General features: G+C 50.3%; 24 protein-coding genes and 2 other annotated features. Of the genes, 1 reads left to right on the top strand and 23 read right to left on the bottom strand.

Annotation, left to right across the window (positions count from 1 at the left end):
- Positions 1–98 precede the first annotated feature (98 nt).
- From QZV31_RS04715 to QZV31_RS04780, 14 genes are all read right to left on the bottom strand, one after another.
- Entirely contained in the window at positions 99–734 is a 636-nt protein-coding gene (locus QZV31_RS04715; protein ID WP_295358632.1) for a lactate utilization protein, read from the bottom strand.
- 28 nt (positions 735–762) lie between these two features.
- Positions 763–1,716, bottom strand: a complete 954-nt coding sequence (locus QZV31_RS04720; RefSeq protein WP_295358634.1) for a hypothetical protein — start codon at positions 1,714–1,716, stop codon at positions 763–765.
- 93 nt (positions 1,717–1,809) lie between these two features.
- On the bottom strand, positions 1,810–2,307 hold the full coding sequence (locus QZV31_RS04725) for a hypothetical protein (RefSeq protein WP_295358636.1): 498 nt from the start codon (positions 2,305–2,307) through the stop codon (positions 1,810–1,812).
- Positions 2,308–2,365: 58 nt separating this feature from the next.
- A complete protein-coding gene (locus QZV31_RS04730) occupies positions 2,366–2,995 on the bottom strand; it encodes a hypothetical protein (protein ID WP_295358638.1) in 630 nt (209 codons plus the stop codon).
- A 190-nt stretch (positions 2,996–3,185) separates the two neighbouring features.
- Complete coding sequence (locus QZV31_RS04735) at positions 3,186–3,569, bottom strand: hypothetical protein (RefSeq protein WP_295358639.1); 384 nt, start codon at positions 3,567–3,569, stop codon at positions 3,186–3,188.
- A 13-nt stretch (positions 3,570–3,582) separates the two neighbouring features.
- Entirely contained in the window at positions 3,583–4,917 is a 1,335-nt protein-coding gene (locus QZV31_RS04740; protein ID WP_295358641.1) for a DUF3298 and DUF4163 domain-containing protein, read from the bottom strand.
- A gap of 185 nt (positions 4,918–5,102) precedes the next feature.
- Positions 5,103–6,719, bottom strand: coding sequence for a phosphoenolpyruvate carboxykinase (ATP) (pckA, locus tag QZV31_RS04745; protein WP_295358642.1), 1,617 nt, complete (start codon positions 6,717–6,719; stop codon positions 5,103–5,105).
- A gap of 135 nt (positions 6,720–6,854) precedes the next feature.
- Entirely contained in the window at positions 6,855–7,838 is a 984-nt protein-coding gene (gene guaA / locus QZV31_RS04750; protein WP_295358643.1) for a glutamine-hydrolyzing GMP synthase, read from the bottom strand.
- Between the two features lie 77 nt (positions 7,839–7,915).
- On the bottom strand, positions 7,916–9,115 hold the full coding sequence (locus QZV31_RS04755) for a coenzyme F420-0:L-glutamate ligase (protein ID WP_295358645.1): 1,200 nt from the start codon (positions 9,113–9,115) through the stop codon (positions 7,916–7,918).
- Positions 9,116–9,290: 175 nt separating this feature from the next.
- Positions 9,291–11,723, bottom strand: a complete 2,433-nt coding sequence (pheT, locus tag QZV31_RS04760; RefSeq protein ID WP_295358646.1) for a phenylalanine--tRNA ligase subunit beta — start codon at positions 11,721–11,723, stop codon at positions 9,291–9,293.
- A 14-nt stretch (positions 11,724–11,737) separates the two neighbouring features.
- Positions 11,738–12,763 (bottom strand): phenylalanine--tRNA ligase subunit alpha, encoded by a 1,026-nt coding sequence (pheS, locus tag QZV31_RS04765; RefSeq protein WP_093730189.1) that lies wholly within the window; start codon positions 12,761–12,763, stop codon positions 11,738–11,740.
- 214 nt (positions 12,764–12,977) lie between these two features.
- Positions 12,978–13,341: a binding site (T-box leader), on the bottom strand.
- A gap of 326 nt (positions 13,342–13,667) precedes the next feature.
- Positions 13,668–14,075 (bottom strand): PIN domain-containing protein, encoded by a 408-nt coding sequence (locus QZV31_RS04770; protein ID WP_295358648.1) that lies wholly within the window; start codon positions 14,073–14,075, stop codon positions 13,668–13,670.
- On the bottom strand, positions 14,059–14,301 hold the full coding sequence (locus QZV31_RS04775; protein ID WP_295358650.1) for a type II toxin-antitoxin system prevent-host-death family antitoxin: 243 nt from the start codon (positions 14,299–14,301) through the stop codon (positions 14,059–14,061). Before QZV31_RS04775 ends, QZV31_RS04770 begins: the two co-directional genes overlap by 17 nt.
- A 94-nt stretch (positions 14,302–14,395) precedes the next feature.
- Positions 14,396–14,875, bottom strand: a complete 480-nt coding sequence (locus tag QZV31_RS04780) for a GAF domain-containing protein (RefSeq protein ID WP_295358652.1) — start codon at positions 14,873–14,875, stop codon at positions 14,396–14,398.
- A gap of 275 nt (positions 14,876–15,150) precedes the next feature.
- Here QZV31_RS04780 and QZV31_RS04785 point away from each other — a divergent pair, with 275 nt between their 5' ends.
- Positions 15,151–15,750 (top strand): hypothetical protein, encoded by a 600-nt coding sequence (locus QZV31_RS04785; protein WP_295358654.1) that lies wholly within the window; start codon positions 15,151–15,153, stop codon positions 15,748–15,750.
- A 235-nt stretch (positions 15,751–15,985) separates the two neighbouring features.
- Here the strand turns inward: QZV31_RS04785 and QZV31_RS04790 are convergent, their stop codons facing one another.
- From QZV31_RS04790 to QZV31_RS04830, 9 genes are all read right to left on the bottom strand, one after another.
- Complete coding sequence (locus tag QZV31_RS04790) at positions 15,986–17,242, bottom strand: SLC13 family permease (protein ID WP_093730136.1); 1,257 nt, start codon at positions 17,240–17,242, stop codon at positions 15,986–15,988.
- A 254-nt stretch (positions 17,243–17,496) separates the two neighbouring features.
- Complete coding sequence (locus QZV31_RS04795) at positions 17,497–18,399, bottom strand: RNA methyltransferase (RefSeq protein WP_295358655.1); 903 nt, start codon at positions 18,397–18,399, stop codon at positions 17,497–17,499.
- 137 nt (positions 18,400–18,536) lie between these two features.
- On the bottom strand, positions 18,537–18,893 hold the full coding sequence (rplT, locus tag QZV31_RS04800; RefSeq protein ID WP_093730134.1) for a 50S ribosomal protein L20: 357 nt from the start codon (positions 18,891–18,893) through the stop codon (positions 18,537–18,539).
- Positions 18,894–18,921: 28 nt separating this feature from the next.
- Positions 18,922–19,119, bottom strand: a complete 198-nt coding sequence (gene rpmI / locus QZV31_RS04805) for a 50S ribosomal protein L35 (RefSeq protein WP_093730133.1) — start codon at positions 19,117–19,119, stop codon at positions 18,922–18,924.
- A 15-nt stretch (positions 19,120–19,134) separates the two neighbouring features.
- Complete coding sequence (gene infC, locus QZV31_RS04810) at positions 19,135–19,650, bottom strand: translation initiation factor IF-3 (RefSeq protein ID WP_295358688.1); 516 nt, start codon at positions 19,648–19,650, stop codon at positions 19,135–19,137.
- Positions 19,651–19,679: 29 nt separating this feature from the next.
- Positions 19,680–19,787 (bottom strand) — a sequence feature (ribosomal protein L20 leader region).
- Between the two features lie 48 nt (positions 19,788–19,835).
- A complete protein-coding gene (locus tag QZV31_RS04815) occupies positions 19,836–20,411 on the bottom strand; it encodes a chromate transporter (RefSeq protein ID WP_093730131.1) in 576 nt (191 codons plus the stop codon).
- A 14-nt stretch (positions 20,412–20,425) separates the two neighbouring features.
- Positions 20,426–21,025 (bottom strand): chromate transporter, encoded by a 600-nt coding sequence (locus QZV31_RS04820; protein ID WP_295358658.1) that lies wholly within the window; start codon positions 21,023–21,025, stop codon positions 20,426–20,428.
- Positions 21,026–21,111: 86 nt separating this feature from the next.
- Positions 21,112–21,318 (bottom strand): hypothetical protein, encoded by a 207-nt coding sequence (locus QZV31_RS04825; protein WP_093730129.1) that lies wholly within the window; start codon positions 21,316–21,318, stop codon positions 21,112–21,114.
- 103 nt (positions 21,319–21,421) lie between these two features.
- Entirely contained in the window at positions 21,422–23,017 is a 1,596-nt protein-coding gene (locus tag QZV31_RS04830; protein ID WP_295358661.1) for a DUF4127 family protein, read from the bottom strand.
- Between the last annotated feature and the right edge of the window lie 522 nt (positions 23,018–23,539).

Genomic DNA, 23,539 nt, shown 5'->3' on the forward strand with positions numbered 1-23,539 from the left:
ATGAATACAGCAAAAAGAAAACGCCGGCAAGCATAAATGCCTGCCAGCGCTTGAAATGCAAGAGTACTGCTTTGAAAAAACCAATCTGTTTTATCTCATTAAAAGCCGATATCCTCACCCACCAGGATGACTTTGATTTTTTTCGCCGGTTTGCTGCGGCGGGTGACAACGATATAGTTACAAATCGTATCCGCTAAGTTACAATTAGCACATACGCCGGTCGATGCACAGGGCGTTTTGGCGCCGAAACGCTGGATGTTGATAGCCGCTGCCGTGGTATGAGCCCGGTCAATGGCGCTGTGCAGATTCCCTGTTACTTTATTCAGCCCGGCGATGACGATGACCTGCTTCGGACCGTAGATCATGGCGGCGCAGCGGTTGCCGTTCCCGTCGATGTTTACCAGTTCTCCGTCCGTTGTCATGGCGTTGGTACTCATCAGGAAGGTATCGCACAGCAACCCTTTTCGCATAATCTCCATCCGCTCTTCCGGGGTCTTCGCCGCATCCCGGTCGATGCATTTGTAATTTTTCCGTACATAATCCAGCAGGCCGATTTCCGCTATGGAAACCGATCCGCCCCAACTGATTACATCGTCCTTCGGAATTAACGCCAGCGCCTGCTGCAGCGCTTCCTCTTTGGTAGCGCAATAGTACGCGTCAAAAGCCCGCGCCTGCAATTTCTTTACCAGAGTCGCTCCTAATACTGCATTGCGCTCTGTCCTCGGATCTGCCATGATGATTCCCCTCCTCAATTCTGTTTTATTATCCTTTCGGCACCACGACCGGGCCGCGGTTTGTCTTTCCTTTCAGCCGTTCATCTTCAAAGATCGGCCACATCTTACCGTCGTACAACGTCAGCAGCTTGATCTCATTCCCCGTATCGCCTACGATGAAATTCATCTGGTAACGGGAATCATATTCATTCATGTGCCTGTCTTCCCGTACCGTAACCTGATACCAGCCTGCCCAGCAATCCACCGGCGGGTTGTCCCCGGTCTTAAACTCCATTTTGTAATCATAGAACTGGGAGGTACTCAGCATATTGGTTGCGGCGGGAATGAAATCTTCCAGCATACATTTGATCATGGCCTGCTGCAGCACCAGCGGAGCCGGTCTGTCCGTTACCGGGATGTAGTGCCCCATAACAGGCGCCGGCAGATTATCCGGACCACCGATGATGTTGATGCGTCCTTCACCGGCGGGGAGCATGATATACATCTTCGGCTGGTTCTTAAGCATCCCCTTTTGTCCGTTGCGGATCGTATCCGCATAATCCAGCAGGAAAGGAAGCTCATTGTCGTTTATTACCGGTGGATTATCCTTCATGCCCAGATAGCGTTTTACCTCTCTCGGGCTCCGCAACCGGGCCGCCATAAACACGCTGCCATCCGGTTTTCCGCCGGGGTGATTCCGCTGCACAGACTCGATACCGATGTAAGTACGTTCAAAGGGATCACCTGCCAAATCACCCTTCTTGTGCATCACAACCAGATAGGTAATCATACTGTCATCCGCAAACAGCCGATACACGCCTTCCTTAAATAAATCCCGGGAAGTTTTGCCGGAACCGGTTACGGGGAAATGCGTAGCATTCGGGTTCTTTTTCGCTTCAACATGATTGTCCTCTGCGAAGCCGGCACAGGGAAGCATTAACAGAAAAGCAAAGCAAATGGTGAAGAGTGCTGTGAACTTTTTAAAAACCATCGGAATTTTCATTTTCTCCTGCCCTCCTGTCAATTTATAATATTGCTTTTGCGTTTACATTTAGAATATTCACGATGCAAGGACAACAAAAGAGCTATCCTTTTCTTACTGATACGCAATCACGATTCGGGAAACGCGCCCGCCTTTTACAAACACGTACAGGTTGCCGCGGTTTTCCTGGCTCTTGGTATCATGATTATACCAGTACAGCATTTCTCCGTTTTCCGCCGGGCTTTTGATGTCTTCCTTCCCCAACCGGTCGTACATACCCTGCAACGGCATGCCCACGGTTACCCCGTCTGGGGTCGCCCAGCCATTATTGCTGTTAGATTCAATCCGCCATACATTCTCATCATAAAACTTTACCACAATAGAATTGTTTCCGTAAATCATGGTTGTTTCGACAAAATCCCCGTATGCCTCTGACTTCATCTGTTCTTTTGTAGTCCGGTCCGGAACACCGAAAACATTTCTAACCTGTGAAACCGTCGCACCCAACTGCACCCCTAACGCGATACGGTTGGCAGGCAGTTCTGCATACGCAAGGCTCACAAGACCAAATAATAAAACGAAACACAACGTGATGATCCTGACTTTTTTCATGCTTACACCTCTTTTCATAATTATAGCAACTACATTTCAAAACAACTCCTGAATAAGCTTACCCTTTCACCTTCGCGTTCGGGCAACGTGCTATGATATAATCCGCCACAAAGGCAAAATCTTCATCCGCCGCATAGACCTGATTGCGGCTCAGGGTTTCGTTCAACCGAATCAGATGCTGCTTCGGCAAAATTTCCAGCTCTTTAACAGCATCAAAGTCAGTGTACATAGATGTTCGCGCCGCCGCCAATACACCTGTGCCCACCATGTTTAAACTACCCCTTGCAGCGCCTGCCAGCGTTGTAATCGCGCCTATCAGCTGCGCTTTCTTCACATGCTTCTCGTGTTGCTTGTGATTCACTCCGGCTTCATCCATCTCGAAAACCACGCAATACTTTCCGCCAATGATAAACGCGAAAACCAGGTAACCTATAATGCTGAGAACCATAAAAATACCAAACAGAACGGCTGCCGCCTGCGCCACGAACTCCAGTGCTTCCATCAAATCGTTGTCCATAATATTGATAACAAACAGAAATGCCAGCACAATCACCCCGGCGATCAGCATAGCCCGCCACACTTCTTTAATGATGACCGAGGATTTGTACATGTCCAGCTCATACACCCAGCGGTATTTGCCGTCCGGACACATCGTAATGTTTTTACTTCCGTAAATATGGTCATTCATTTTAAACAACCTCCGTCATGTATTCCCTAAGGAAAACGTATCTCGGTCCACCGGTATCGCCGGTGTGGCAAAAGCCGCAGGCACAAAGAAGCAAAACAGGGCGGTCAAAGCAATCAGTCCAGGAAGGCGGTTGATCATCTCTTTCACAATATCCACATACTTGAATTTCATAATCTTAGAAATAGAGGTTTTAATAGCACCAGAGCTCTTCCGTGCGATACTGCCAGCCGATGCGCTTCATACAGAAAGCAAACAACTTATCTCCGGGTGAAACCGTCGTCATGTGGGTACCGCCCATCTGGTTGGTTTCATAGCGCCACATTTCCTGTCCGTGTTTTACATATTTCCATTTGATGAAGCGTTTCACTTTTCCGTTCTGCACCTCTTTTGTGGTAACCCGGAAGAATTTGCCGTTCAGGTTCTCTTCCCAGGCAAGCGTTTCGTCCATCACATAGATGTCCGCGTTACTGTTCTGCCACCGGTCCACCCAAACGTCCTTCGCTTCACAGAGAGGCATCGAAACAGAAAATACCACCGCCACTAAAAAAAGCACTGTAACAATGATTTTCTTCATGTTGAACCTCCTCTTACCCTTTTCCGCCTTTCACTTCATACACTTCCGGCGCACCGTTTGCGCCTACCCGGCAGGTTAGCTTTGTCCAGGGAGCATAGCCGCTGTCCGGCATGGCCGTCATGTAAAACTCCTGGGGATTCGTCATCACGTACCAGTCCGAGCCATTTTTCCCTACCATATCCGAGACAAAACGGGTCATGGCATACTCGCCCACAAAGACCGGCTCGTTACCGAGGACATACACCCGCACGGCGTGCTTCCAGTCTTCCTTCTGATAATCCACATACAGATACCGTTCACCTTCCGGCATTGACACCAGTGTGGTACGGATGTTTTTTGCGTTAAACTTGTCTTTCAGCTGCTCGCCACAGTAATCAATGAGCAGTTCTTCCGGGTCGTTCATCACGGACAGTCTGTCACCGCGAGGGCTGTCGCTTAAACGTACGGGCAGGTAGGAAGGAATTTCCATGCAATAACCTTTTGGTCCCCGCCATTCGATAGCTTTCGTATATTCACTATGTTTGAAGATTTGCGGCCGCTCAGAATACAGCAGCGTAGTCGTGAAAACGCCTTCCGCATAGGAACCGAGGATGTACGGATTGAAATAGAAAGTCACGCCCCGGGGATCCATGGTCCAGAACAGGTGGCCTTCCTTCGCCAGCTGGTCAACCATGTTGCGCATACTTGCGCCGTTGCTTCCCTGGAATGACGCTTTGGGATAATCGAACATGAGCTGCTGTTTGATGGCGTCAGTCATGGCAGTCTGGCTGGTGAACACATCGGTCAGCTGCATCTCCTTACCTGTGTAGGTATCGAAGGTTTTGCCTGTAAAACCGTACATGCCATGGGCGCCGCCCATATAGCTGGAGCCGAATTCCAGCAGACTTACCACCAGGGAATCCGCCCGGCGTACATAGATATCACTGTTATCTTCAAATGCGGGGAAGAACGTAGCGCCATATTTTGCCCGTTCGCTGTGGTCTGATTTAGCGTCGGATACCATTTTTTTGCTTGATGCGGCAAACTGTTTTTCTGCCTTTGCCGTGTATGCATCCAGGGCTTTGTTGATATTCGGTTCAAAAGGCACAGGGCCGGTCACCCGGATGCCCGTCCAGCGGGAATGAAGCAGGTCGCCTTTCTCATCGCTCACATCATAATGTTCCGTACGCATCATCAGCGGAATGTAGTGCAGGTCAATCTGATAGTCTACACCGTTTCCTTCAGCAAAAGCGGAACGCGACCAGCCCAAATTTGAGATGTCCGGCATAACCCCCGTATCGCAAACCGGTGCTACAGCAAACGTAAACGCCGCAGCCAATGCAATGCTCAACATTTTAACCTTTTGCATATGATGACCTCCCTTGCACAATAATAAAACAGATACTTTGTTCTTAATTTATAAATATTATAACATATTTTTGACAAGAGTATTACATGCATTGTAAATTCAGAAGTAAAAAAACGGAATACCTGTTAAGTCAGGTATTCCGTTTTTTTTAACAGCATAATATATGTATGACTCAATGGGGAATGTCAATCCAGCTTCGGTCCTGCCGCTACCAGCTTCTTGCCTTCCGCGTTTCCTTCATATTTTTTGAAGTTTTTGATAAACCGTTCTGCCAGATCTTTGGCCTTAGCATCCCACTCCGCAGCATTCGCGTACGTATTCCGCGGATCAAGGATATTGGTAGCAACCCCCGGCAGTGCGGTGGGAACTTCCAGATCAAATACAGGGATCTTTTTGGTAGGAGCCTTGTTCACATCGCCGTTCAGGATCGCGTCGATGATACCGCGGGTATCTTTAATGGAGATGCGCTTGCCGGTTCCGTTCCAACCGGTGTTCACCAGGAATGCCCTCGCGCCGGATTTTTCCATTTTCTTCACCAGTTCATCCGCATATTTTGTCGGATGCAGTTCCAGGAACGCCTGGCCGAAGCAGGCGGAGAAGGTCGGCGTCGGTTCGGTGATGCCCCGTTCCGTACCGGCCAGCTTGGCCGTGAAGCCGGACAGGAAATAGTACTTGGTCTGTTCCGGTGTCAGGATGGAAACCGGAGGCAGTACGCCAAAGGCATCGGCAGAAAGGAAGATCACATTCTTCGCGGCAGGGCCGGAAGATGTGGCGCGGATTTTCTTCACGTTATGTTCAATGTGGCTGATGGGATAGGAAGCGCGGGTATTTTCCGTAACGCTCTTGTCATGGAAATCCACTTTTCCGGCTGCATCAACGGCTACGTTTTCCAGCAGGGCGTCGCGACGCAGGGCATTATAAATATCCGGTTCGGACTCTTTGTCCAGGTCGATGACCTTGGCGTAGCAGCCGCCTTCCAGATTGAAGATGCCGTTATCGTCCCAGCCGTGCTCGTCATCGCCGATGAGGTAGCGGTTGGGATCCGTGGACAGGGTGGTCTTGCCGGTGCCGGACAGGCCGAAGAAAATCGCCGTGTTCTCCCCCTTCAGGTCCGTGTTGGCGGAGCAGTGCATGGAAGCAATGCCCTTCAACGGCAGGTAGTAGTTCATCATGGAGAACATGCCCTTTTTCATCTCGCCGCCGTACCAGGTGTTCAGGATCACCTGCTCGTGGCTGGTAATGTTAAACGCAACACAGGTTTCCGAATTGATGCCCAGTTCCTTGTAGTTCTCCACTTTTGCTTTGGACGCAGCATACACTACAAAATCCGGTTTAAAGTCCGCCTGTTCCTCTTTTGTAGGGGCAATAAACATATTCTTAACAAAGTGCGCCTGCCAGGCCACTTCCATAATGAAACGCACCGCCATGCGGGTATCCTTGTTGGCTCCGCAGAACGCGTCCACCACAAACAGCCGCTTGCCGCACAGCTGCTTCACGGCCAGCGCTTTCACCTTGGCCCATACCTCTTCACTCATGACATGGTTATCATTCGGGTATTCGGGCGTCGTCCACCACACCGTATCTTTGGAATTTTCATCCATGACAATGTACTTGTCTTTTGGGGAACGCCCGGTATAAACGCCGGTCATGACGTTCACCGCATCCAGCTCGGTTAGCTGGCCTTTTTCATATCCTTCCAGGCCGGACTTCATTTCTTCTTCGAATAAGAATTCGTAGGACGGATTGTGGATGATTTCTGTCGCACCGGTAATACCGTACTGTTCCAACTTCAAAACTGCCATTCTCCTAAACCTCTCTCCTAATCTTTTGTTTTTGATAGATGATATCTTTGCAATTTGCAAGCCGCATTCGCAAGTTGCAAATATTCATTCAGCATAAACCGCAATGTAAACGGTAACCGCTGGTTATTGCAGAATTTATTCGTATTCGATGGTTGCCGTAGGCTTCGGGGTGAAATCGTACAGCACACGGTTGATCCCTTTCACCTCGTGGACGATGCGGTCGGTGATGTGCTGCATCAATTCGTAGGGAACATTTTCCACCGTTGCGGTGATAGCGTCTTTGGTGTTGACGGCACGGATGATGACCGGCCAATCAAAGGTACGCTTGCCGTCGCGGATCCCGGTGGACTTGAAGTCGGGCACTACGGTGAAATACTGCCATACTTTTCCTTCCAGCCCGTTCTTCGCAAATTCTTCCCGCAGAATCGCGTCGCTTTCCCGCACTGCTTCCAGACGATCCCGGGTAATAGCGCCTGGGCACCGCACGCCCAGTCCCGGACCGGGGAAGGGCTGACGGTATACCATGTTGTCGGGAAGACCTAACTCTTTTCCGACTACACGGACTTCGTCTTTATATAACAACTTAACCGGCTCCACCAGTTCAAAGTTCAGTTCGGGAGGCAGGCCGCCCACATTGTGATGGGCCTTGATTCCCTGTTCGCTTTCCAGAATATCCGGATAAATGGTACCCTGGGCCAGGAATTCGATGCCTTCCAGCTTTTTTGCTTCTTCCGCAAATACTTCGATGAATTCGCCGCCGATGATCTTGCGTTTGGTTTCCGGATCGCTGATGCCGGCCAGCTTGCCTAAGAACCGTTCCGTCGCGTCAACGTAAATCAGGTTTGCCTTCATTTCGTCCCGGAACACTTTGATGACCTGCTCCGGTTCGCCTTTACGCAGCAGGCCGTGATTTACATGTACGCATACCAGCTGCTGCCCCACCGCTTTAATCAGCAGAGCGGCCACAACGGAAGAATCCACGCCGCCGGACAGGGCCAGCAGCACTTTTTTATCGCCAATCTGCTTGCGCAGTTCCGCAACCTGTTCCTCAATAAATGCTTTTGCCAGTTCGCTTGTCGTAATCCGTTCCATCGTTTCCGGACGTTTTGCCTGTTCCATACATGAGCCTCCTTCGGGTTTATAAAAATTACAAAATGCATAGCAGGCTTTTATCCAGGCCTGCTATGCAATACAGTTTAATTGGAATAGTTGTCAAAATAGCCCTGTACCAGAACAACCGGGGTTCCCTTGTCGCCAGAGCCGGAGGTCAGGTCGCATAGAGAGCCGATCAGGTCGGTAAGCTGACGGGGCGTGGTGCCTTCAGACGCCATGTTGCCAACCAGGCTGCCGCTCTTCTTCACGATACTGTCGGTAATGGCTTTCTTCAGCTCTTCACCGGACAGGTTCGCAAAATCATTGTCCGCCAGATATTTCAGTTTCAGTTCATTGGGCGTACCCACCAGACCGCTGGTAAAGGCCGGGGAAACCACCGGATCCGCCAGTTCCCAGATTTTTCCCTGGGGGTCTTTAAAGGCGCCGTCGCCGTATACCATGACTTCCACGTGTTTGCCGGTAGCTTTCAGCACCCGTTCCTGGATTTCTTCCACCAGGGACTGGCACTGGTGCGGGAACAGTTTTACCTTGTCTTCCGTGGATTTGTTGGAACCCAGCAGACCGTATTTTTCATTGTAGCCGCTGCCGTTAATAGACGTCGTCATGATATCATCCAGACCGCAGACCACTTTCGCGCCGGCTTTTTTCAAAATCCGTTTCGTGCGGGCACGGGTGTGGATGTCGCAGTTCAAAATCTTGTCCGCATATTTCAGAATGGCTTCCGGATGGTTGGCGAAGATCACTTCCACTTCCGCGCCGCTGGACTCCATCAGTTCCTTATAATAGTCAACATAATCCACGCCGGTGAATTCATGAACCGTTGCGCCGAACAGTTCACGGTATTTTTCCAGGGTCAGCACATCGCTGAACGGATTCACGCCCGCTTCATCAATCTGATCCAGGCTTACCAGATGGTTGCCTACTTCATCGGAAGGATAGCTCAGCATCAGCACCACTTTCTTTGCGCCTTTGGCAATACCGCGCAGGCAGATGGCAAACCGGTTGCGGGACAGGATTGGGAAGATGACGCCAATCGTCTCGCCGCCCAACTTCGCTTTCACATCCGCCGCAATGTCATCTACGGAGCAATAGTTTCCCTGAGAGCGGGCCACGATGGATTCCGTGATGGAGATGACATCCCGGTCACGCAGGGCAAAGCCTTCGCTTGCCGCGGCTTTCAATACGCTGTCCGTTACAATGTCTGCCAGGTTATCGCCCTGACGGATGATGGGTAAACGGATGCCTCTGGATACAGTACCAACTAAACGTTCTTTGTTTTCCATATAAAATGTTCCCTTCTTAAGGCCGTAAGGCCGGATTTAAACAGGGCAGCAGGAAAGCCCGTCTACCATTTTCCTTTTTAAAAAGAAAGATAAAAACAAAAGCTTTCCAAATAACATACCACTATTTATTTTACCTTTATTTTACAGTGGGAGCAACCCTTTTCACACTTTTTTCTTATTTTCTCAGCTCCGCCGCATAGGCTTCCGCCACTTTTTCCACCACGTTTTTGATGATAGGATCGATCTCCCCGTCGGTGAGGGTGCGGTCTTCTGCCTGGAAGGTCAGGTTAAAGGCCACGGACTTGCAGCCTTCCGCCACCTGTTTGCCGGTGTACACGTCGAAGACGCGGATATCTTTCAGCAGTTCACCGGCGTTAGCCCGCAGCACACGTTCCAGTTCCTGCATGGTAACGTTCTTCGGAACCACTACGGCGATGTCGCGGCTGGTGCCGGGGAATTTTGCCAGATGCGTGTACCGGGGAACCCGCAGGGCGGATTCAGCCAGGGTTGCAAGTTCCAGTTCCAGCACATAGGTCTCTTCCGGAACATCAAAGTTTGCCGCAACAGTCGGATGCAGGCAGCCAAAATAACCGATGACCTTTTCTCCCGCTTTTACGACACAGCTCTTGCCCGGATGCATGTAGGGTTCTTTGCAGGCAGCCAGCTCATAATCTGTAAGCTGCATCTTCGCCAGCAATCCTTCCGCCACGCCCTTCATGTCATAGAAGTCCACGCTGTCCTTGCCGCTGGTCCAGGTCAGCTCATTGCGGCGGCCGCTCATCACCGCGCCGATCACCCGGCGTTCTTCCGGATGTTCGGTCAGAGGCAGAGACTTGGGCAGGTACACCCGGCCCACTTCGAAAATCTTCACGCTTTCCGCCTGCCGGGCCAGATTATAGGCCGCCGTGTTCAGCAGGCTGGGCAGCATAGTGGTGCGCATCACGCCGAACTCGTCGCTGATGGGGTTCATCAGTCTGATCGCGTTGCGGCGGGCGTCGTCTGCTTTCAGCATCATCTTATCCACAAAAGACGGATGGATGAAGGTATAGGTCATCACTTCGTCCAGACCGGCAGAAGCCAGATAATCTTCCGCTTCGCTCTTCACTTCTTCCATAGGGTCTTCCTTACCCTGACGCAGGGCCAGTTCCGGATTGTGACTTTCAATTTTATCGTAGGAATGCATGCGGGCGATTTCCTCGGAAATATCCGCATCACAGGTCACATCCTGCCGCCAGGTAGGCGCCGTAATTACCAGCGCTCCGTTGTCTTCCTTCACGTCAAACTGGAGGCGCTGCAGAATCTCTATCATTTCCTCTTTGGGAATATTCACGCCGATACGGGTGTTGATGGTTTCCGGCGTTACGGTAATCACTGCGGGATGATAGGGCACCGGGTACGCGTCCGCAATACCGCAGACCGTTTCGCAGGCTCCCATTTCTTCCAGCAGATGAGCCGCCCGGTCCAGCGCGCGATGGCAGTTGGCAATGTCCACACCCCGCTCGAAGCGCATGGAAGCCTCACTGCGCAGGCCCAACGCTTTGGAGGTACGCCGGATCGACGGGCCGTTGAAAGCTGCCGCTTCCAGAATAACGGTTTTGGTCTGATCCGTTACTTCGGTGATCAGACCGCCCATGACGCCGCCCAGGCCCACGGCCTTTTCCGTATCCGCGATGGTGATCATGTCCGGCGTCAGTTCCCGATCCTGGTCGTCCAGGGTCTGCAGGTGTTCCCCTGCTTTGCCCCGGCGTACAATGAGGGACTGACCGGCCAGCGTATCGTAATCATAGGCGTGCATGGGCTGTCCCAGTTCCATCATCACATAGTTGGTCACGTCAACCACGTTGCTGATGGGACGCACACCGCAGGCGCGCAGTTCATTCTGCATCCAGTCCGGCGACGGCATAATCTTGATATTTTTCAGCGCGCGGCTGGTGAAACGGCTGCACAGTTCCGGAATTTCAATGGCAACACGCAGCATGTCGTGAACGTCGCCGCCGGCCGCTTCCTTTACGCTGGTGTCCGGCATGCGCATCGTTTTACCCAGCACTGCCGCCGCTTCCCGGGCAATGCCCGTCATGCAGAAGCAATCCTGTTTATTGGCGGTGAGGTCAATGTCCAGCACCGTATCGTTGAGACCCAGCACCTCTTTAATGTCCTTGCCGATGGGTGTATCCGGCGAAAGGATCAGGATCCCTTCCCGCTGTTCCGGCAGCAGCAGCTTGTTGTCAATGCCAAGTTCCGCCGCGCTGCACAGCATTCCGTAAGAATACACGTCGGCCATCTTTACTTTTTTCAGTTTCATGCCGTTGGGCAGTTCCGCGCCCAACGTAGCCACAGGAACGATGTCCCCCAGCTTCACATTCTGGGCCCCGGTCTGGATCTGTACGATCTCGCCGCTGCCGTAATCCATCTGGCACACCCACAGGTGATCGCTTTTGGGATTCTTCTCAATGGCAGTAACCTTACCGGTCACCACGCCGGAGATCCCCTGTCCCTGATGAATCACGCTTTCCACTTCCAGCCCTACGCGGGTCAGCTTGTCAGCCAATTCTTCGGGAGTTACATCAATATCAACATAGCGCTTTAACCACGCAATCGAAGCTAACATTTTCTATCCCTCCCTTACCGGAACTGGCGGATGAACCGCAGATCGTTTTCAAAGAATAACCGTAAATCGTCAATACCGTATTTCAGCATGGCGATACGTTCCACGCCCATGCCGAAAGCGTAGCCGTTCATGACTTTGGAATCGTAGCCGCTCATCTCCAGCACGTTGGGATGCACTTCGCCGGCGCCTAAGATTTCCAGCCAGCCGGAATGTTTGCACACGTTGCAGCCTTTGCCGCCGCAGATCACGCAGCTGATGTCCACTTCACAGCTGGGTTCCGTAAACGGGAAGTAGCTGGGGCGCAGACGGATCTTCACGCTGCTGCCGAACATTTCCTTGCAGAAAGTCTCCAGCGTGCCTTTCAAATCTGCCAGGCTGATATTTTTATCCACCACCAGACCTTCCACCTGATGGAACATGGGGGAATGGGTGGCGTCGTAATCGTTTCGGTACACCGCGCCAGGGGAAATCATGCGGATGGGCGTGTTAGGCTCCTTGCTCTGCATGGTGCGCGCCTGCACGCCGCTGGTCTGGGTGCGCAGCAGGAAATTGTCCGTGATGTAGAATGTGTCCTGCATATCACGGGCCGGATGATCCTTGGGCAGGTTCAGCGCTTCAAAGTTAAAGTAGTCGTTGTCGATTTCCGGGCCTTCAATTACGTCAAAGCCCATATGCATGAAGATCTTTTTGATTTCCCGGTTGGTCAGCGTGATGGGATGCAGATGCCCACCCGCCGGTTTGCGTCCGGGTAACGTGATGTCCACTTTATCGTTGGCAATTTTTGCTTTCAGTGCTTCCGCCCGCAAAATCTCCGTGCGGTCTTTCAGGCACTGCTCCAGCGTCTGCTTCACCTGGTTGACGATCTCGCCGATTTTCGGACGTTCTTCTGCCGGCACTTTGCCCATGCCCCGGAGGATTTCCGTCATGGGACCTTTGCGGCCCAGGTATTTTACTTTCAAATCCTGCAACTCCTGGGAGCTGGCTGCAGCTTCCAGGTCTGCCAGTGCTTTTTCCTTCAGCTCCAGCAGCATTTCTTTCATGCTCATGTTCATGCCTCCTAAAATTTCCGGTCAGCGGCGCCCTGATGACCCGCCTTCCAGATTTCGAAGTAATGGCTCGTGCGCAACGCATCGACCTTCGCCTGCGGCTCGCTCTCTGCGGCGCACTGCATATGGACAAAATTTTCCAATCAGCTTCGCCCTGCAGGCTCGCTTCTTGGAATTTTGTCGCAAAAATAAAAAACTTCCGTCCCTGTGAAGGGGCGAAAGTGATGTTCCGCGGTACCACCCTACTTTAAAGGAATTGCTGATTAAATAACACGCTTCTCAAACGTTTTCGCGATTGGTAAGCATGCAAACGAATAATCCGTGCTTCCTTTACTCTTGCGCCTTAACGCGGCAAACGCTCTGCCTACTTTTTTACAATTACGCAGCATGGTTGTCTTTGTAATTCTGCATTTTGTTTTGCAAAACTGCAAAACGATGAACAACCGCTGCAAATGGTCTGTTCAGCAAAGGCACTCCCGGGTGAACTTCACGCAGTTTCCGCAATCCGGTTCCCACCTGCCCGAACTCTCTTTATGCTTTGAAAACGCTACTCTCCCGTTCCTTGTGCAATCATCATGTTAGGGACGTTATGCAATTGACTTAAATATTATAGCACAAGAAGAACGGTTGGGCAAGGAAAAAGCTTCTATAACTCCTGCTTTCCAGCAGGCTGGTCGTAAAAACGACCAACCTTGAACCGAAAATCCGCATGGATACTGGGGTTTGGTTCCTCCACCTCTTAATATTATAGGATAGACAGTTTATATGTCTGTACAGGTGAAGCCACCAGATACAACTGTGCAACTGACAGAGAGTGGAGGCTTTGGGTTTCTGCCCGCAAACCTTGCGTTGATGCTTTCGTATCTGTCCTGAATATATTCCACCTTCTTTCCCCCGATTACAACCTTGCCAACAATTCAGCAGGCGTCAAGGCCAAAACTTTGCTTTGTTTAAAATCTTTCACATTTCTTGTAATGATAAAATCCGCCCGCAAACGTTCAGCTGTCACTGCCTGCAAGGCGTCTTCGTAATCATTCCAGTGTAAACCCGCGGCTTTCAGTAAATCCGCTCCGCTTAGTTCCACAAAAGAAAAAATCAGAGAAAGCTTTTTCAACACTTCCTCTGTTTTCTTCGGGTCAAGTTCCCTGCGCAGCACATACACAAGATTGGCAAAGGTCAGCGCCGAAACAAAACCTTTTGCCTGCCCCGTCTCACAAAGTTTCCATACAAGGGCAGATGCTGTAACGTGCGGCTCACGGTTTTGTAACACATCCAGTAAAATGTTACCATCAACCAGCAATTTCATACTTTTTCCGCAAACCTTCTTCCTTTTCGTTTTTCAAATCGTAATCACCTTTCAGCACACCGGTCAGCGAATCTGTCAAATAAGTGACAACCGCTTCCCTCGGAATCAGGCGACCAACCTCTTTGCCATTTTTAGTCACGATCACTTCATCACCCTGCATCACCATACCCAGATATTTTCCAAAATTATTCTGCATTTCTGTAGCGGTTGCAATTGTTCCAATCATTTGCAGGTTCCTCCTTGTTTTAGCTAAATTTATTATAACATAATTTAGCTAAAATGCAAGCATAGATTATCCCTTGCCGTTACACAATCCCCTCTTAATCCGTAAACTCCGCGATTTCTTCCAGCGCGGCCACGATTTGCTTCAGCCCCGCTTCATCTTCTTCGGTAAAGCGATTCTTTAAAGGACTGTCCAAATCCAGTACGCCTACCAGTTTTCCGTTTTTGTGGATGGGGATCACGATTTCCGCATTGCTGGCGCTGTCGCAGGCAATATGCCCGGGGAACTGATGCACGTCGTCCACCCGCTGCACTTTGTTCTGCAGCGCCGCCGCGCCGCACACGCCGGCACACAACGGGATACGGATACAGGCCGGGTTGCCCTGGAACGGTCCCAGCACTAACGAATCCCGGTTCATTAAATAAAAGCCGGCCCAGTTTAAATCCGGCAGCGCGTTCATCAATAACGCGGACGTATTGGCCAGCACCGGAAGCCAGTAGTTTTCCTCTTCGCCCAGCGCTTTCACCTGCTGCACCAGCAAATCATAATCGGGTTGTTGTTTGTATTTGTTATCCATTTGCCTGCACTCCCTGAAATTCTTAAGGAGACGCTGATTAAATGAGTCTCCTTAATCTGATATATTCGATTATACAAAAAATGAAATCAGATTTCAATTTTCAAATTGCAAAATTCTTGTTATAATGATTATAGAGCAGCTATTATTAAAGCAAAACGTTGCGTCTGCTGTTGCATTTTTACGTTTAAACCCAAAGCAGGATAATCACCTCACGCAATAAATGAATCAATGACCGAAGGCCAAATTAAACCTATTATTATCAGGAGGAACCGTTTATGAAAAAGCTGTTTATTCTCGTACTTGTTTTATTAATTGGGATCATGGGAACCGCATCCGCATCGAAAAGCAGATTCAAAGATCCCAACTACAGTTTCAGCAACATCATGAATGTATATCTGGCGGAATGTACCTATGCTCCCAAAGCAAACCAGCCGCATGATTTACAGGAAGACAGCAATCCCACAGGCCGTGCCCTGAACTCCCTGCGAACCGCTATGGCCAAAAAAAATAAAAATCTGATCGTGCCACCGGATGAACCGACCAGAGCCAGATTAGATCTGCACCTGACCGTTCATACCCTTGCCACCTATACGTACTGGAAAGAGCCCTGGTTTGAAGAGGTCTATGAAAACAAGAAAATCACCGAAAGAGACAGAGACGGCAGAGAACGGACCATCACCATCCCGGTCAAGAGAGTGGTTCAGCATCCGGGTCACTGGATTACCAATGCTTACGCCGAAGTTGAATTTACACTGAAAGACCGCAGCACCGGCCGTACTGTTTATAACTGCATCGATACCCGGGAGCGGCAGGATTCCGGATACGACGGAATGCTGAATCGCATCTGCAACGATTTTGTCGGTGATATAAAATAAAACCTGCTCTCCGATTATTAAACACTTTGAATCTGGTATAAAAAATTAAGCGTACATGGATGGAATAAAACATCGTGCGCGTTTGTGAAATTTCATGAGAGGAAATGCATCGCAGTGGCGAGACTGTCCGAGGGGCACAGCTCCGAGTTTCGAAGCCACCGATGCATGAATCCATGAAATCACAAACGCGCACGGTTTTATGAAATCCATGTACGCTATTTTTAATATCATTCGTTTACAACAACATCCGATACAGCCCGAAATACGCCAGCACGCTCAGTATCACTACGCCCAGTGCGGAGATGGCAAACATACGGATGAACAGCCGGTGCTGTAATTGCGGTGAAGCATTGGCTGCCGAAGAATACGCCGCCAGCGCCAGCGCGCCACCGGTAGACAGAGGACTGATACCTGCCGTATTGGAAATCATGGTGATCGCCGTCGCCATTTCCAGTTCCAGCATGGGCCCTGTTTCGCCCAATTTACTTAACACTTCCGGTATGGTAGGAATCAGCGTCGGCATCACCACGCCGGAGGTGGAACTGAACCAGCTCATAATGCCGGATGTGATCCCCATAATGGTTACGGCGGTAGCCGGCGTCATGATACTGGCCAGCGCTTCCGACAACAGTTTGATTCCCCCCAGCTTGATAATGATATGCATCAGCACGCCTACGCCGGTGATCAGCAGCAGCGTTCCCCAGGGAATCCGCTTGATGGCTTCCCCTTCGTCTGCCACGTGGAGGAAGGAAAGTACCATGGCCACCGCAAAACCGGTCAGGCCCACGTTCACTTTATAGAACAGCACCAGCACCACCATCACCGCAATGCCGATCAGGGTAATGATCTGGTTCCGCTTAAACGAAGGAAGATCTTTCTGACTGATCACCTTATCCGAGTGGAGCTTGTAGCCGCCCAGCATAATATATACGATAGTTGCATACACGGTGGAAGATAAAATGCCGTTCATGAGAAACGGTTTTTCGATACCAGTAAGGCCGAAACCTGCACACAGGTTAATACCGATAATGCCCGTCGCCGCCAGCGGGGAAACGCCGCCGCCGGACGCGCCCAATACTGACAGGGCGGACAGCATGGCCGGATTGATGCCCATTTCCGCAGCCAGCGCCATGGAGAACACCATCATGATCGCCATGGTAGGAACCGTGCCGGGACCTAAGGCAGACAGCACTACGGAAAACACATAAATGACGATGGGAATCATAAAAGTATGCTTCCCTGCCAGCGCTACCACCTTTTTCGCCAGCAGTTCCAGGGAACCGTTCAGCTGCGCCAGACTGAAAAGATACGTTACACCCAGCAGGATCATAAACAGGGAGTAGTTAAAGCCACTGATGATCTCTTTATCGGAGATACCGCTGAGCCGTCCCAGGATAAGGGCAAACCCGATTGCTAACAGACCTGTGTTCATATGACGGAAAAATCCTAAAAAAATCGCCAGCAGTAATAACCCAAGGGAAAGCAGAGCCAAAATAAATTCATCTCCTGTTCATCGGTTTGTACACTTCTGTTATATTACAAGCAGAGATTTTTTTCAATGCTTGACACCTGAAATACGCATACCGTTTTTCAGATCTAAATCCTGTTATAACTATACTCCTTTAAGCTCATAAAGTAAAGGAAACACTGATTAATTCGTCTCCTGAAATATATTTAAAAAATGCGAACCCCAATGCAGCCAAAGCGGCAATTGGGGTAAAACCGGTTTATAAATTGTATCATCCCTTACCGGTAGAATTTCCGCTGCCGTAATCCTTCAAACAGGATGATACCGGCAGCCATAGCCACGTTCATGGATTCCGCAAGTCCGGCCATCGGAATAAAAAGGCGCGTTTCCGCTGCTGCCTGCAGTTCTTCTGCCACGCCGTTAGCTTCATTGCCGAAAAGGAAAGCCATCTTTTTGCTGACATCCGCTTTGTACACATTTTGCGCATTCTTCAGCGCGGTTGCCGCCGGTTCGTAGCCGTTTCGGTAGCACCATGTCAGCGCTTCCTCTGCCGTTACGTCCTGTACGATGGGCAGATGGAACAGGGATCCCATGGAGGCCCGTACCACTTTGGGACTGTAAGCGTCTACACAGCCTTCCAGCAAAATAAGGCCTAACGCCCCTACTGCATCCGCGGTACGGATGATGGTGCCTAAATTTCCCGGATCCTGAACCCGGTCCAGAATAATGACCGGGGCGTTGTTATCGGAGGCGGTACCCGGGCGCAGCTGCCGCAGATTCTGCTCCGGCGTGCGGATCACAGCCAGAACTCCCTGTGGCGCCTTTGTATCGCTGAGCTTTGCCATCACTTTTTCGTCCACCTGATACATGCGAATCCCATTGGCAGCTTCATTCCGCTTTTTTGCGGTTCCCGCATTGTTATGATTCGCGTTTTTCTTATTTTCAGATTTTTCCTTTGTATCAGCCGGAACATTCCCCGCAGCTTTTAAAACTTCATCCAGTCTTCCCGCTTCCGCTTCCGTATAGAACAGCTCTGTCACATCCGCATACTGTACCGCTTCCTGCACGGCGCGCAATCCTTCCGCAAAAAAGGTCCTGCTTTCCGTCCGGTACTTCTTTTGTTTTAAATTCGCAACCTCTTTTACGCGCTGGTTATTCACGCTGGTGATAAACTCCATCATCCTTCTCCTGTACTTCTTCCGCTTTACTATACCACCACATGCTTTTACATACTGATTCATTATATCATACCGCAACTCGTTCAGACAAAATAAAAAGAACCTGAACATTCATTCAGGTTCTTTGCTTTTACCGATTATTATGCCAGTGCGCTCTTTGCGGTTTCAACCAGCTTTGCAAATGCGGCGGCATCGTTGATCGCCATGTCGGCCAGCACCTTGCGGTCCAGGGCGATACCGGCTTTGGTCAGTCCGCAGATAAAACGGCTGTAGGACAGGCCGTTAGCACGGGTAGCCGCGTTGATACGGGCAATCCACAGACGACGGAACTCGCGTTTTTTGGCGCGACGGTCGCGGCGTGCATACATCAGCGCTTTCATTACGGTCTCGTTAGCTTTTCTGAATAACAGATGCTTTGCTCCGCGATACCCTTTTGCCAGTTTCAGAATGTGTTTATGACGACGATGGGCGGTTACGCCAACTTTAATTCTTGCCATGATCTTTTTCCTCCTGTATCCTCAACTCTTATGCGTACGGCAGCATCTTTGCTACATGTTCATGATCGGTCTTGTGAACGAGACCTGCTTTGCGCAGATTTCTCTTACGGGCAGGAGATTTATGTTCCAGAATATGGCTGCGGAATGCTTTTCCGCGTTTGAACTCACCGGTACCGGTTACTTTAAAACGTTTTGCCGCACTTCTGCGGGTTTTCATCTTAGGCATAATTTACATCCTCCTTCATTTACTTTTAGGCGCAACGATCATAGTCATGTTGCGGCCTTCCAATTTCGGCTTCTTTTCTACAACGGCTGCATCGCCAAGCTCCTCAGCCATTCTGACCAGCAGCGCTTCACCCAGTTCCGGATGACTCATCTCACGGCCACGGAACATGATCGTGACCTTGACCTTGTTGCCGTCTTCCAGGAAACGCGCCGCATTTTTAAACTTAACGCCAAAGTCATGGTCTTCAATACCGGGGCGCAGCTTTACTTCTTTTACTTCAAAAACCTTTTGTTTTTTGCGGGCTTCTTTTTCCCGTTTCTGCTGCTCATAACGATATTTGCCATAATCCAATATCTTGCACACGGGGGGCCGGGCCTGCGGGGAAATCTCCACCAGGTCAAGATGACGTTCCTGGGCCAGTGCATTTGCATCCCGACTGGACATAATGCCCAGCTGCTGCCCGTTCTCGTCAATTACGCGTACCTCGCGCCAGCGGATATCATCGTTAATGCGTAAGTCTGCCTTGCTAATAGCGGTTCACCTCCAAAACAGGATATGTAACAAAAATGAAAACGCGGGCGGAATAAAATCCACCCGCGCAAATCGCTGTATTCAACCCTGTCGAGCATGGCCGCAAGGTGAGAAGCGGATGGCTTCTTCTTTGTTACTGAGATATAATAGCACAGAGCCCGAACAATGTCAAGCCTATTTTGTAATTACGGATGCGTCCCGGTGACCAGATAGAATAGCAGCCCTGCCACGCCGGAAGAAAACAGCAGTGTGATGGTGCCTGTCTTTTTTTTCTGGGCAATCCAGGCCAGCACAAAAACCAACACGGCAACCAGATCCGTCTTCGCCAGATCTACCGGCAGCTTCTCCCGATTCCAGAAGGCCAGCAGGATGAAATTAAGGCCGGCGCTGCCGATCAGGGCCACCACAGCAGGGCGGAGCCCGTTCAGGATGCCGCGGATCGCAGCTACGTTTCCGTATTTATAATACAGGTAGCCTAAAAACAAAACGATAAAAACGGAAGGAAAGACAAATCCCAATGTAGCTGCAATGGAACCGGGAATACCGGCCACTTTGCTTCCCACAAAGGTTGCGGCGTTAATGCCGATGGGTCCGGGCGTCATCTGCGAGAGTGTGAAGATATCCACGAATTCCGTCATAGTAAGCCAGCCATGCTGGTCGATCACCTCTGCCTGGATCAACGGCATGGACGCATAGCCGCCGCCTACACAGACAAGTCCTACCGCGGCGAAGCTGAGAAATAACTGTAACAAGATTTCCATCTGCTTCCGCCTCCTTAATCATACTGGGGATCGCGCATCAGAAACAGTCCGATGATGGCGTCCACTGCGATAATCTGCATGATGTTGATTTTGAAAACGACCGAAGCAATAAATGTGCCCGCCATGACAAGAAGAGGCAGCGCCAGCTTTTTCTTCACCTGCTTGACCACCAGATCAAAAACCACCTTGATCAGTATGGCCGTCACGCCGCACTGCATCCCTTTCAAAAACATCCGCACATAGGGATTGGAAGCAAAAGCATCATAAAAAAATGAAATGATGGTCAGGGTGATCAGCGGCGGAAGGATCGTCGCCAGCAACGCAGTAACACTTCCCAGAAAACCGCCCATTCGATACCCCATTATAATAGAAGAATTGGCCGCCATTACCCCCGGCGCGCTCTGGGCGATAGATACCAGATCCAGCGCTTCGTTTTCCTTCAGCCAGCCATACTCGTCCACAAATTTTGCTTTCATCAGCGGAATGAGCACAAAGCCTCCCCCCACGGTGAAGGCGCTGATCAGGAACGTAGAAATAAATAGTTTACGGTAACTGAACGGTTCTTTAAGCTCTGAATGATCAAGCTTCTTTTCTGTATCCTTTGTTTTGTCCATAAGCCCCTCCACAAAATAATGCAACCATATCAAATGTTGCGCCCTGATAAAAATACCGCACACCGATCCAGGGCATGCGGTTATTATTATGACTTTCGCCCCCGCATATTTTTGTACCAATATAAGGGTAAGAAAATGATCCAGGCCATAAACGTGGCAAAAGCCCACAGCAGGGCACGGGGGTTATTGTGATTGCGCGCATCGTTATGCACATAATAGGCCAGGTACAGAGAAAGCATGATGGCGAAGGGGCTGACGCCCGTAACACCCGGTTCAAAAATCGAATCCAACATTCGTACTCTCCTTTAACTGCTTCTTAAGGCATCGTCTAAAACACTGCTACGAGTCAGGGAAACGCTGATTAATTCGCCTGCACGCCGACCGGTTTTCGGATGCCTATTTCGTATAAACCGGCACATCCGGCAGCAATCCTTTGGCAGAACGGCTGCGGAAACGCAGATTTCCTTTATCCTGCTTCAGCTTTACAATATCCACTTCAAACAGCCGGTTCCAGGGGAACACTACATCAAACTTCGTCCCTGCCGTGATATCATAATTCACGGCCAGTCGGCTGATGATATCCATCGCCTGCTTCTTAATCTTAGGCATCATTTCGTTCAATGTATATTTGTATGCTTCTTTTTTATTCTTTTCCAGCTCATCTGTAATGATCCGTCTGGCATTGGACTGATAGTACCAGTCATCCAGAATGCGTTCCCGCATCAGCATCAGCTGTTTATCTTTGGCGATTTGCGGCGCCAGCATACCCTGGGCAATCGCAAAGCCAACGGTATTGTCTGCCGTATTCCACCCGTTATAGGCCGACAGTTTCTCCGTAAAGCCCCGCAGCGACATTTCATTCATGAACCCATTATCACCGCCGTTGGAGAAAGCCACGTCAGCCAGAGAAATATTTACGCCCCGTTCCAGCATCTTGCCCAGATTCACAATGTAGCGTTTATTTGCCGGAGAAGCATAATACGAGTTGGACAGGTTGGTGGAATCGTACATGGTTCCGTCCGCCGGCGTATTGATGGCCAGCACCACATCAGCCGCATCAGGGCTGTACACGATCTTTCCGCCGGCCGCTACGACCTGCTCCGGCACAGATTTCCCCAGAGGCAGATCCGAATACTGCGGAATGGTTTTGGAACCGACGCCTTCCACATACATCGGGTAAACCGTAGGCGACTTCCTGGACAAGGCATTGGCAGCCCGGGTCAGCAGCAACAGGCCTAACTGATCCACGCCGGGAAGGATCTGGAAGGATTCATCGGAAATGTATCCGTTATTCAGGGTTATCTTGCGGGCTTCCATATGGGTATGGGACAGGGGCGCGTTGTCGTCCTTGCCGATGGCAAAATACTCAAACCGCCCAACCCGCGTCAGCATGGCCAGCTGATGATTGATTTCCATATTTTTATTGCGGCGGTCCAGCCAGTCTTTCAGATGGGCTTTCGCCAGGTTGCGTTCAAAGGCTCCTACCTCAAAATCTTCCAACAGCGTTTCCGCGTGCAGGTCAGACTTGTCGGAAAGCTGGGAATAACGGAAAATAGCAGGACCTACATTGGAATAATAAGCAGGCTCCACATTGCCGTAACTTTCCCGGGGCGTCCGCATCAGGGTACTGAAACCGTACAAACGGGTATCCTTATCCATACGTAAGTTCTGCAACCGTCTGACCTTCGCCTCTAACTCGGGCATGGACATGGAATGCGTTCGGGATGCTACCAGTCCTCCGTAGATCAGGGCATCTGTGGAAATCACGGCAGCGTCTACTTTTTCCGCCCTGCTCTCCAGCCATTTCCACAACTTTTCCGTATCAGCCGGCGCGGTACGGGTAGCCAGCAGTTTTTCCGGCGGAGTGTAGATTTTATAACCCGCCGCCTCCATCACTTTTACCGGATAGGAAAAGCAGACCGGACGGTTATCCAACGGGATAAACAGAAGCGCTGTTTTTTCCTTCGCCTGTACAGCCGTTCCGGCAAACATGCACAATATGAAACTGCAAACTGCGATAACTCTTCGAAATAAACTGAATGTGTTCATAATCTGACCTTGGGAGCCAGTACCAAAATTGCCACCGCCCCCTGTATCTCCCCATTTTATTTAAATACATAATGCGCCATATTAGATTCGTATTTCAATATTATACCGCATGCACGGTTAAAAAGATAGTGCGCTTTCAGATTTTTATTACATTATATTGATATTCAAACTTGACACGCGGATTTAAAGTGCTATAATTGACGCATAAACAAAAATGGAAAAGTAATGCGAAGGACGATGTTTTGCATACTGCTTCACAGAAAATGCCGCAGCTGCTGAGAGCGGCAAAGTCAGCGCAAAACGGAACCCCCTTCAAACTGCCTTGTGAAATGTTTCGAAACAAAACACAGTAGCAAGCGCCGCGTAAACTGCGTTATCGGTTCTTGAGCGGGTTGCAGATACTGCTGCAGCCAAGGAGGGTGGAACCGCGATTAACCTCGTCCCTGTGTTATGTTGGGAACGGGG

This window comes from uncultured Succiniclasticum sp., assembly GCF_902793885.1.
Classification (GTDB): Bacteria; Bacillota; Negativicutes; order Acidaminococcales; family Acidaminococcaceae; genus Succiniclasticum.

Coding starts and splice junctions, on each gene's coding strand:
- guaA (WP_295358643.1), bottom strand. CDS start 7,838: ATGGAACAGGCAAAACGTCCGGAAACGATGGAACGGATTACGACAAGC.
- QZV31_RS04815 (WP_093730131.1), bottom strand. CDS start 20,411: ATGGAAATCTTGTTACAGTTATTTCTCAGCTTCGCCGCGGTAGGACTT.
- pheS (WP_093730189.1), bottom strand. CDS start 12,763: ATGAAAGAAATGCTGCTGGAGCTGAAGGAAAAAGCACTGGCAGACCTG.
- QZV31_RS04780 (WP_295358652.1), bottom strand. CDS start 14,875: ATGGATAACAAATACAAACAACAACCCGATTATGATTTGCTGGTGCAG.
- rpmI (WP_093730133.1), bottom strand. CDS start 19,119: ATGCCTAAGATGAAAACCCGCAGAAGTGCGGCAAAACGTTTTAAAGTA.
- QZV31_RS04715 (WP_295358632.1), bottom strand. CDS start 734: ATGGCAGATCCGAGGACAGAGCGCAATGCAGTATTAGGAGCGACTCTG.
- QZV31_RS04755 (WP_295358645.1), bottom strand. CDS start 9,115: ATGGAAAACAAAGAACGTTTAGTTGGTACTGTATCCAGAGGCATCCGT.
- QZV31_RS04830 (WP_295358661.1), bottom strand. CDS start 23,017: ATGTTTGCCGGAACGGCTGTACAGGCGAAGGAAAAAACAGCGCTTCTG.
- QZV31_RS04775 (WP_295358650.1), bottom strand. CDS start 14,301: ATGATTGGAACAATTGCAACCGCTACAGAAATGCAGAATAATTTTGGA.
- QZV31_RS04725 (WP_295358636.1), bottom strand. CDS start 2,307: ATGAAAAAAGTCAGGATCATCACGTTGTGTTTCGTTTTATTATTTGGT.
- QZV31_RS04730 (WP_295358638.1), bottom strand. CDS start 2,995: ATGAATGACCATATTTACGGAAGTAAAAACATTACGATGTGTCCGGAC.
- rplT (WP_093730134.1), bottom strand. CDS start 18,893: ATGGCAAGAATTAAAGTTGGCGTAACCGCCCATCGTCGTCATAAACAC.
- QZV31_RS04820 (WP_295358658.1), bottom strand. CDS start 21,025: ATGGACAAAACAAAGGATACAGAAAAGAAGCTTGATCATTCAGAGCTT.
- QZV31_RS04720 (WP_295358634.1), bottom strand. CDS start 1,716: ATGAAAATTCCGATGGTTTTTAAAAAGTTCACAGCACTCTTCACCATT.
- QZV31_RS04735 (WP_295358639.1), bottom strand. CDS start 3,569: ATGAAGAAAATCATTGTTACAGTGCTTTTTTTAGTGGCGGTGGTATTT.
- pckA (WP_295358642.1), bottom strand. CDS start 6,719: ATGGCAGTTTTGAAGTTGGAACAGTACGGTATTACCGGTGCGACAGAA.
- QZV31_RS04740 (WP_295358641.1), bottom strand. CDS start 4,917: ATGCAAAAGGTTAAAATGTTGAGCATTGCATTGGCTGCGGCGTTTACG.
- pheT (WP_295358646.1), bottom strand. CDS start 11,723: ATGTTAGCTTCGATTGCGTGGTTAAAGCGCTATGTTGATATTGATGTA.
- QZV31_RS04825 (WP_093730129.1), bottom strand. CDS start 21,318: ATGTTGGATTCGATTTTTGAACCGGGTGTTACGGGCGTCAGCCCCTTC.
- QZV31_RS04795 (WP_295358655.1), bottom strand. CDS start 18,399: ATGATGGAGTTTATCACCAGCGTGAATAACCAGCGCGTAAAAGAGGTT.
- QZV31_RS04785 (WP_295358654.1), top strand. CDS start 15,151: ATGAAAAAGCTGTTTATTCTCGTACTTGTTTTATTAATTGGGATCATG.
- QZV31_RS04770 (WP_295358648.1), bottom strand. CDS start 14,075: ATGAAATTGCTGGTTGATGGTAACATTTTACTGGATGTGTTACAAAAC.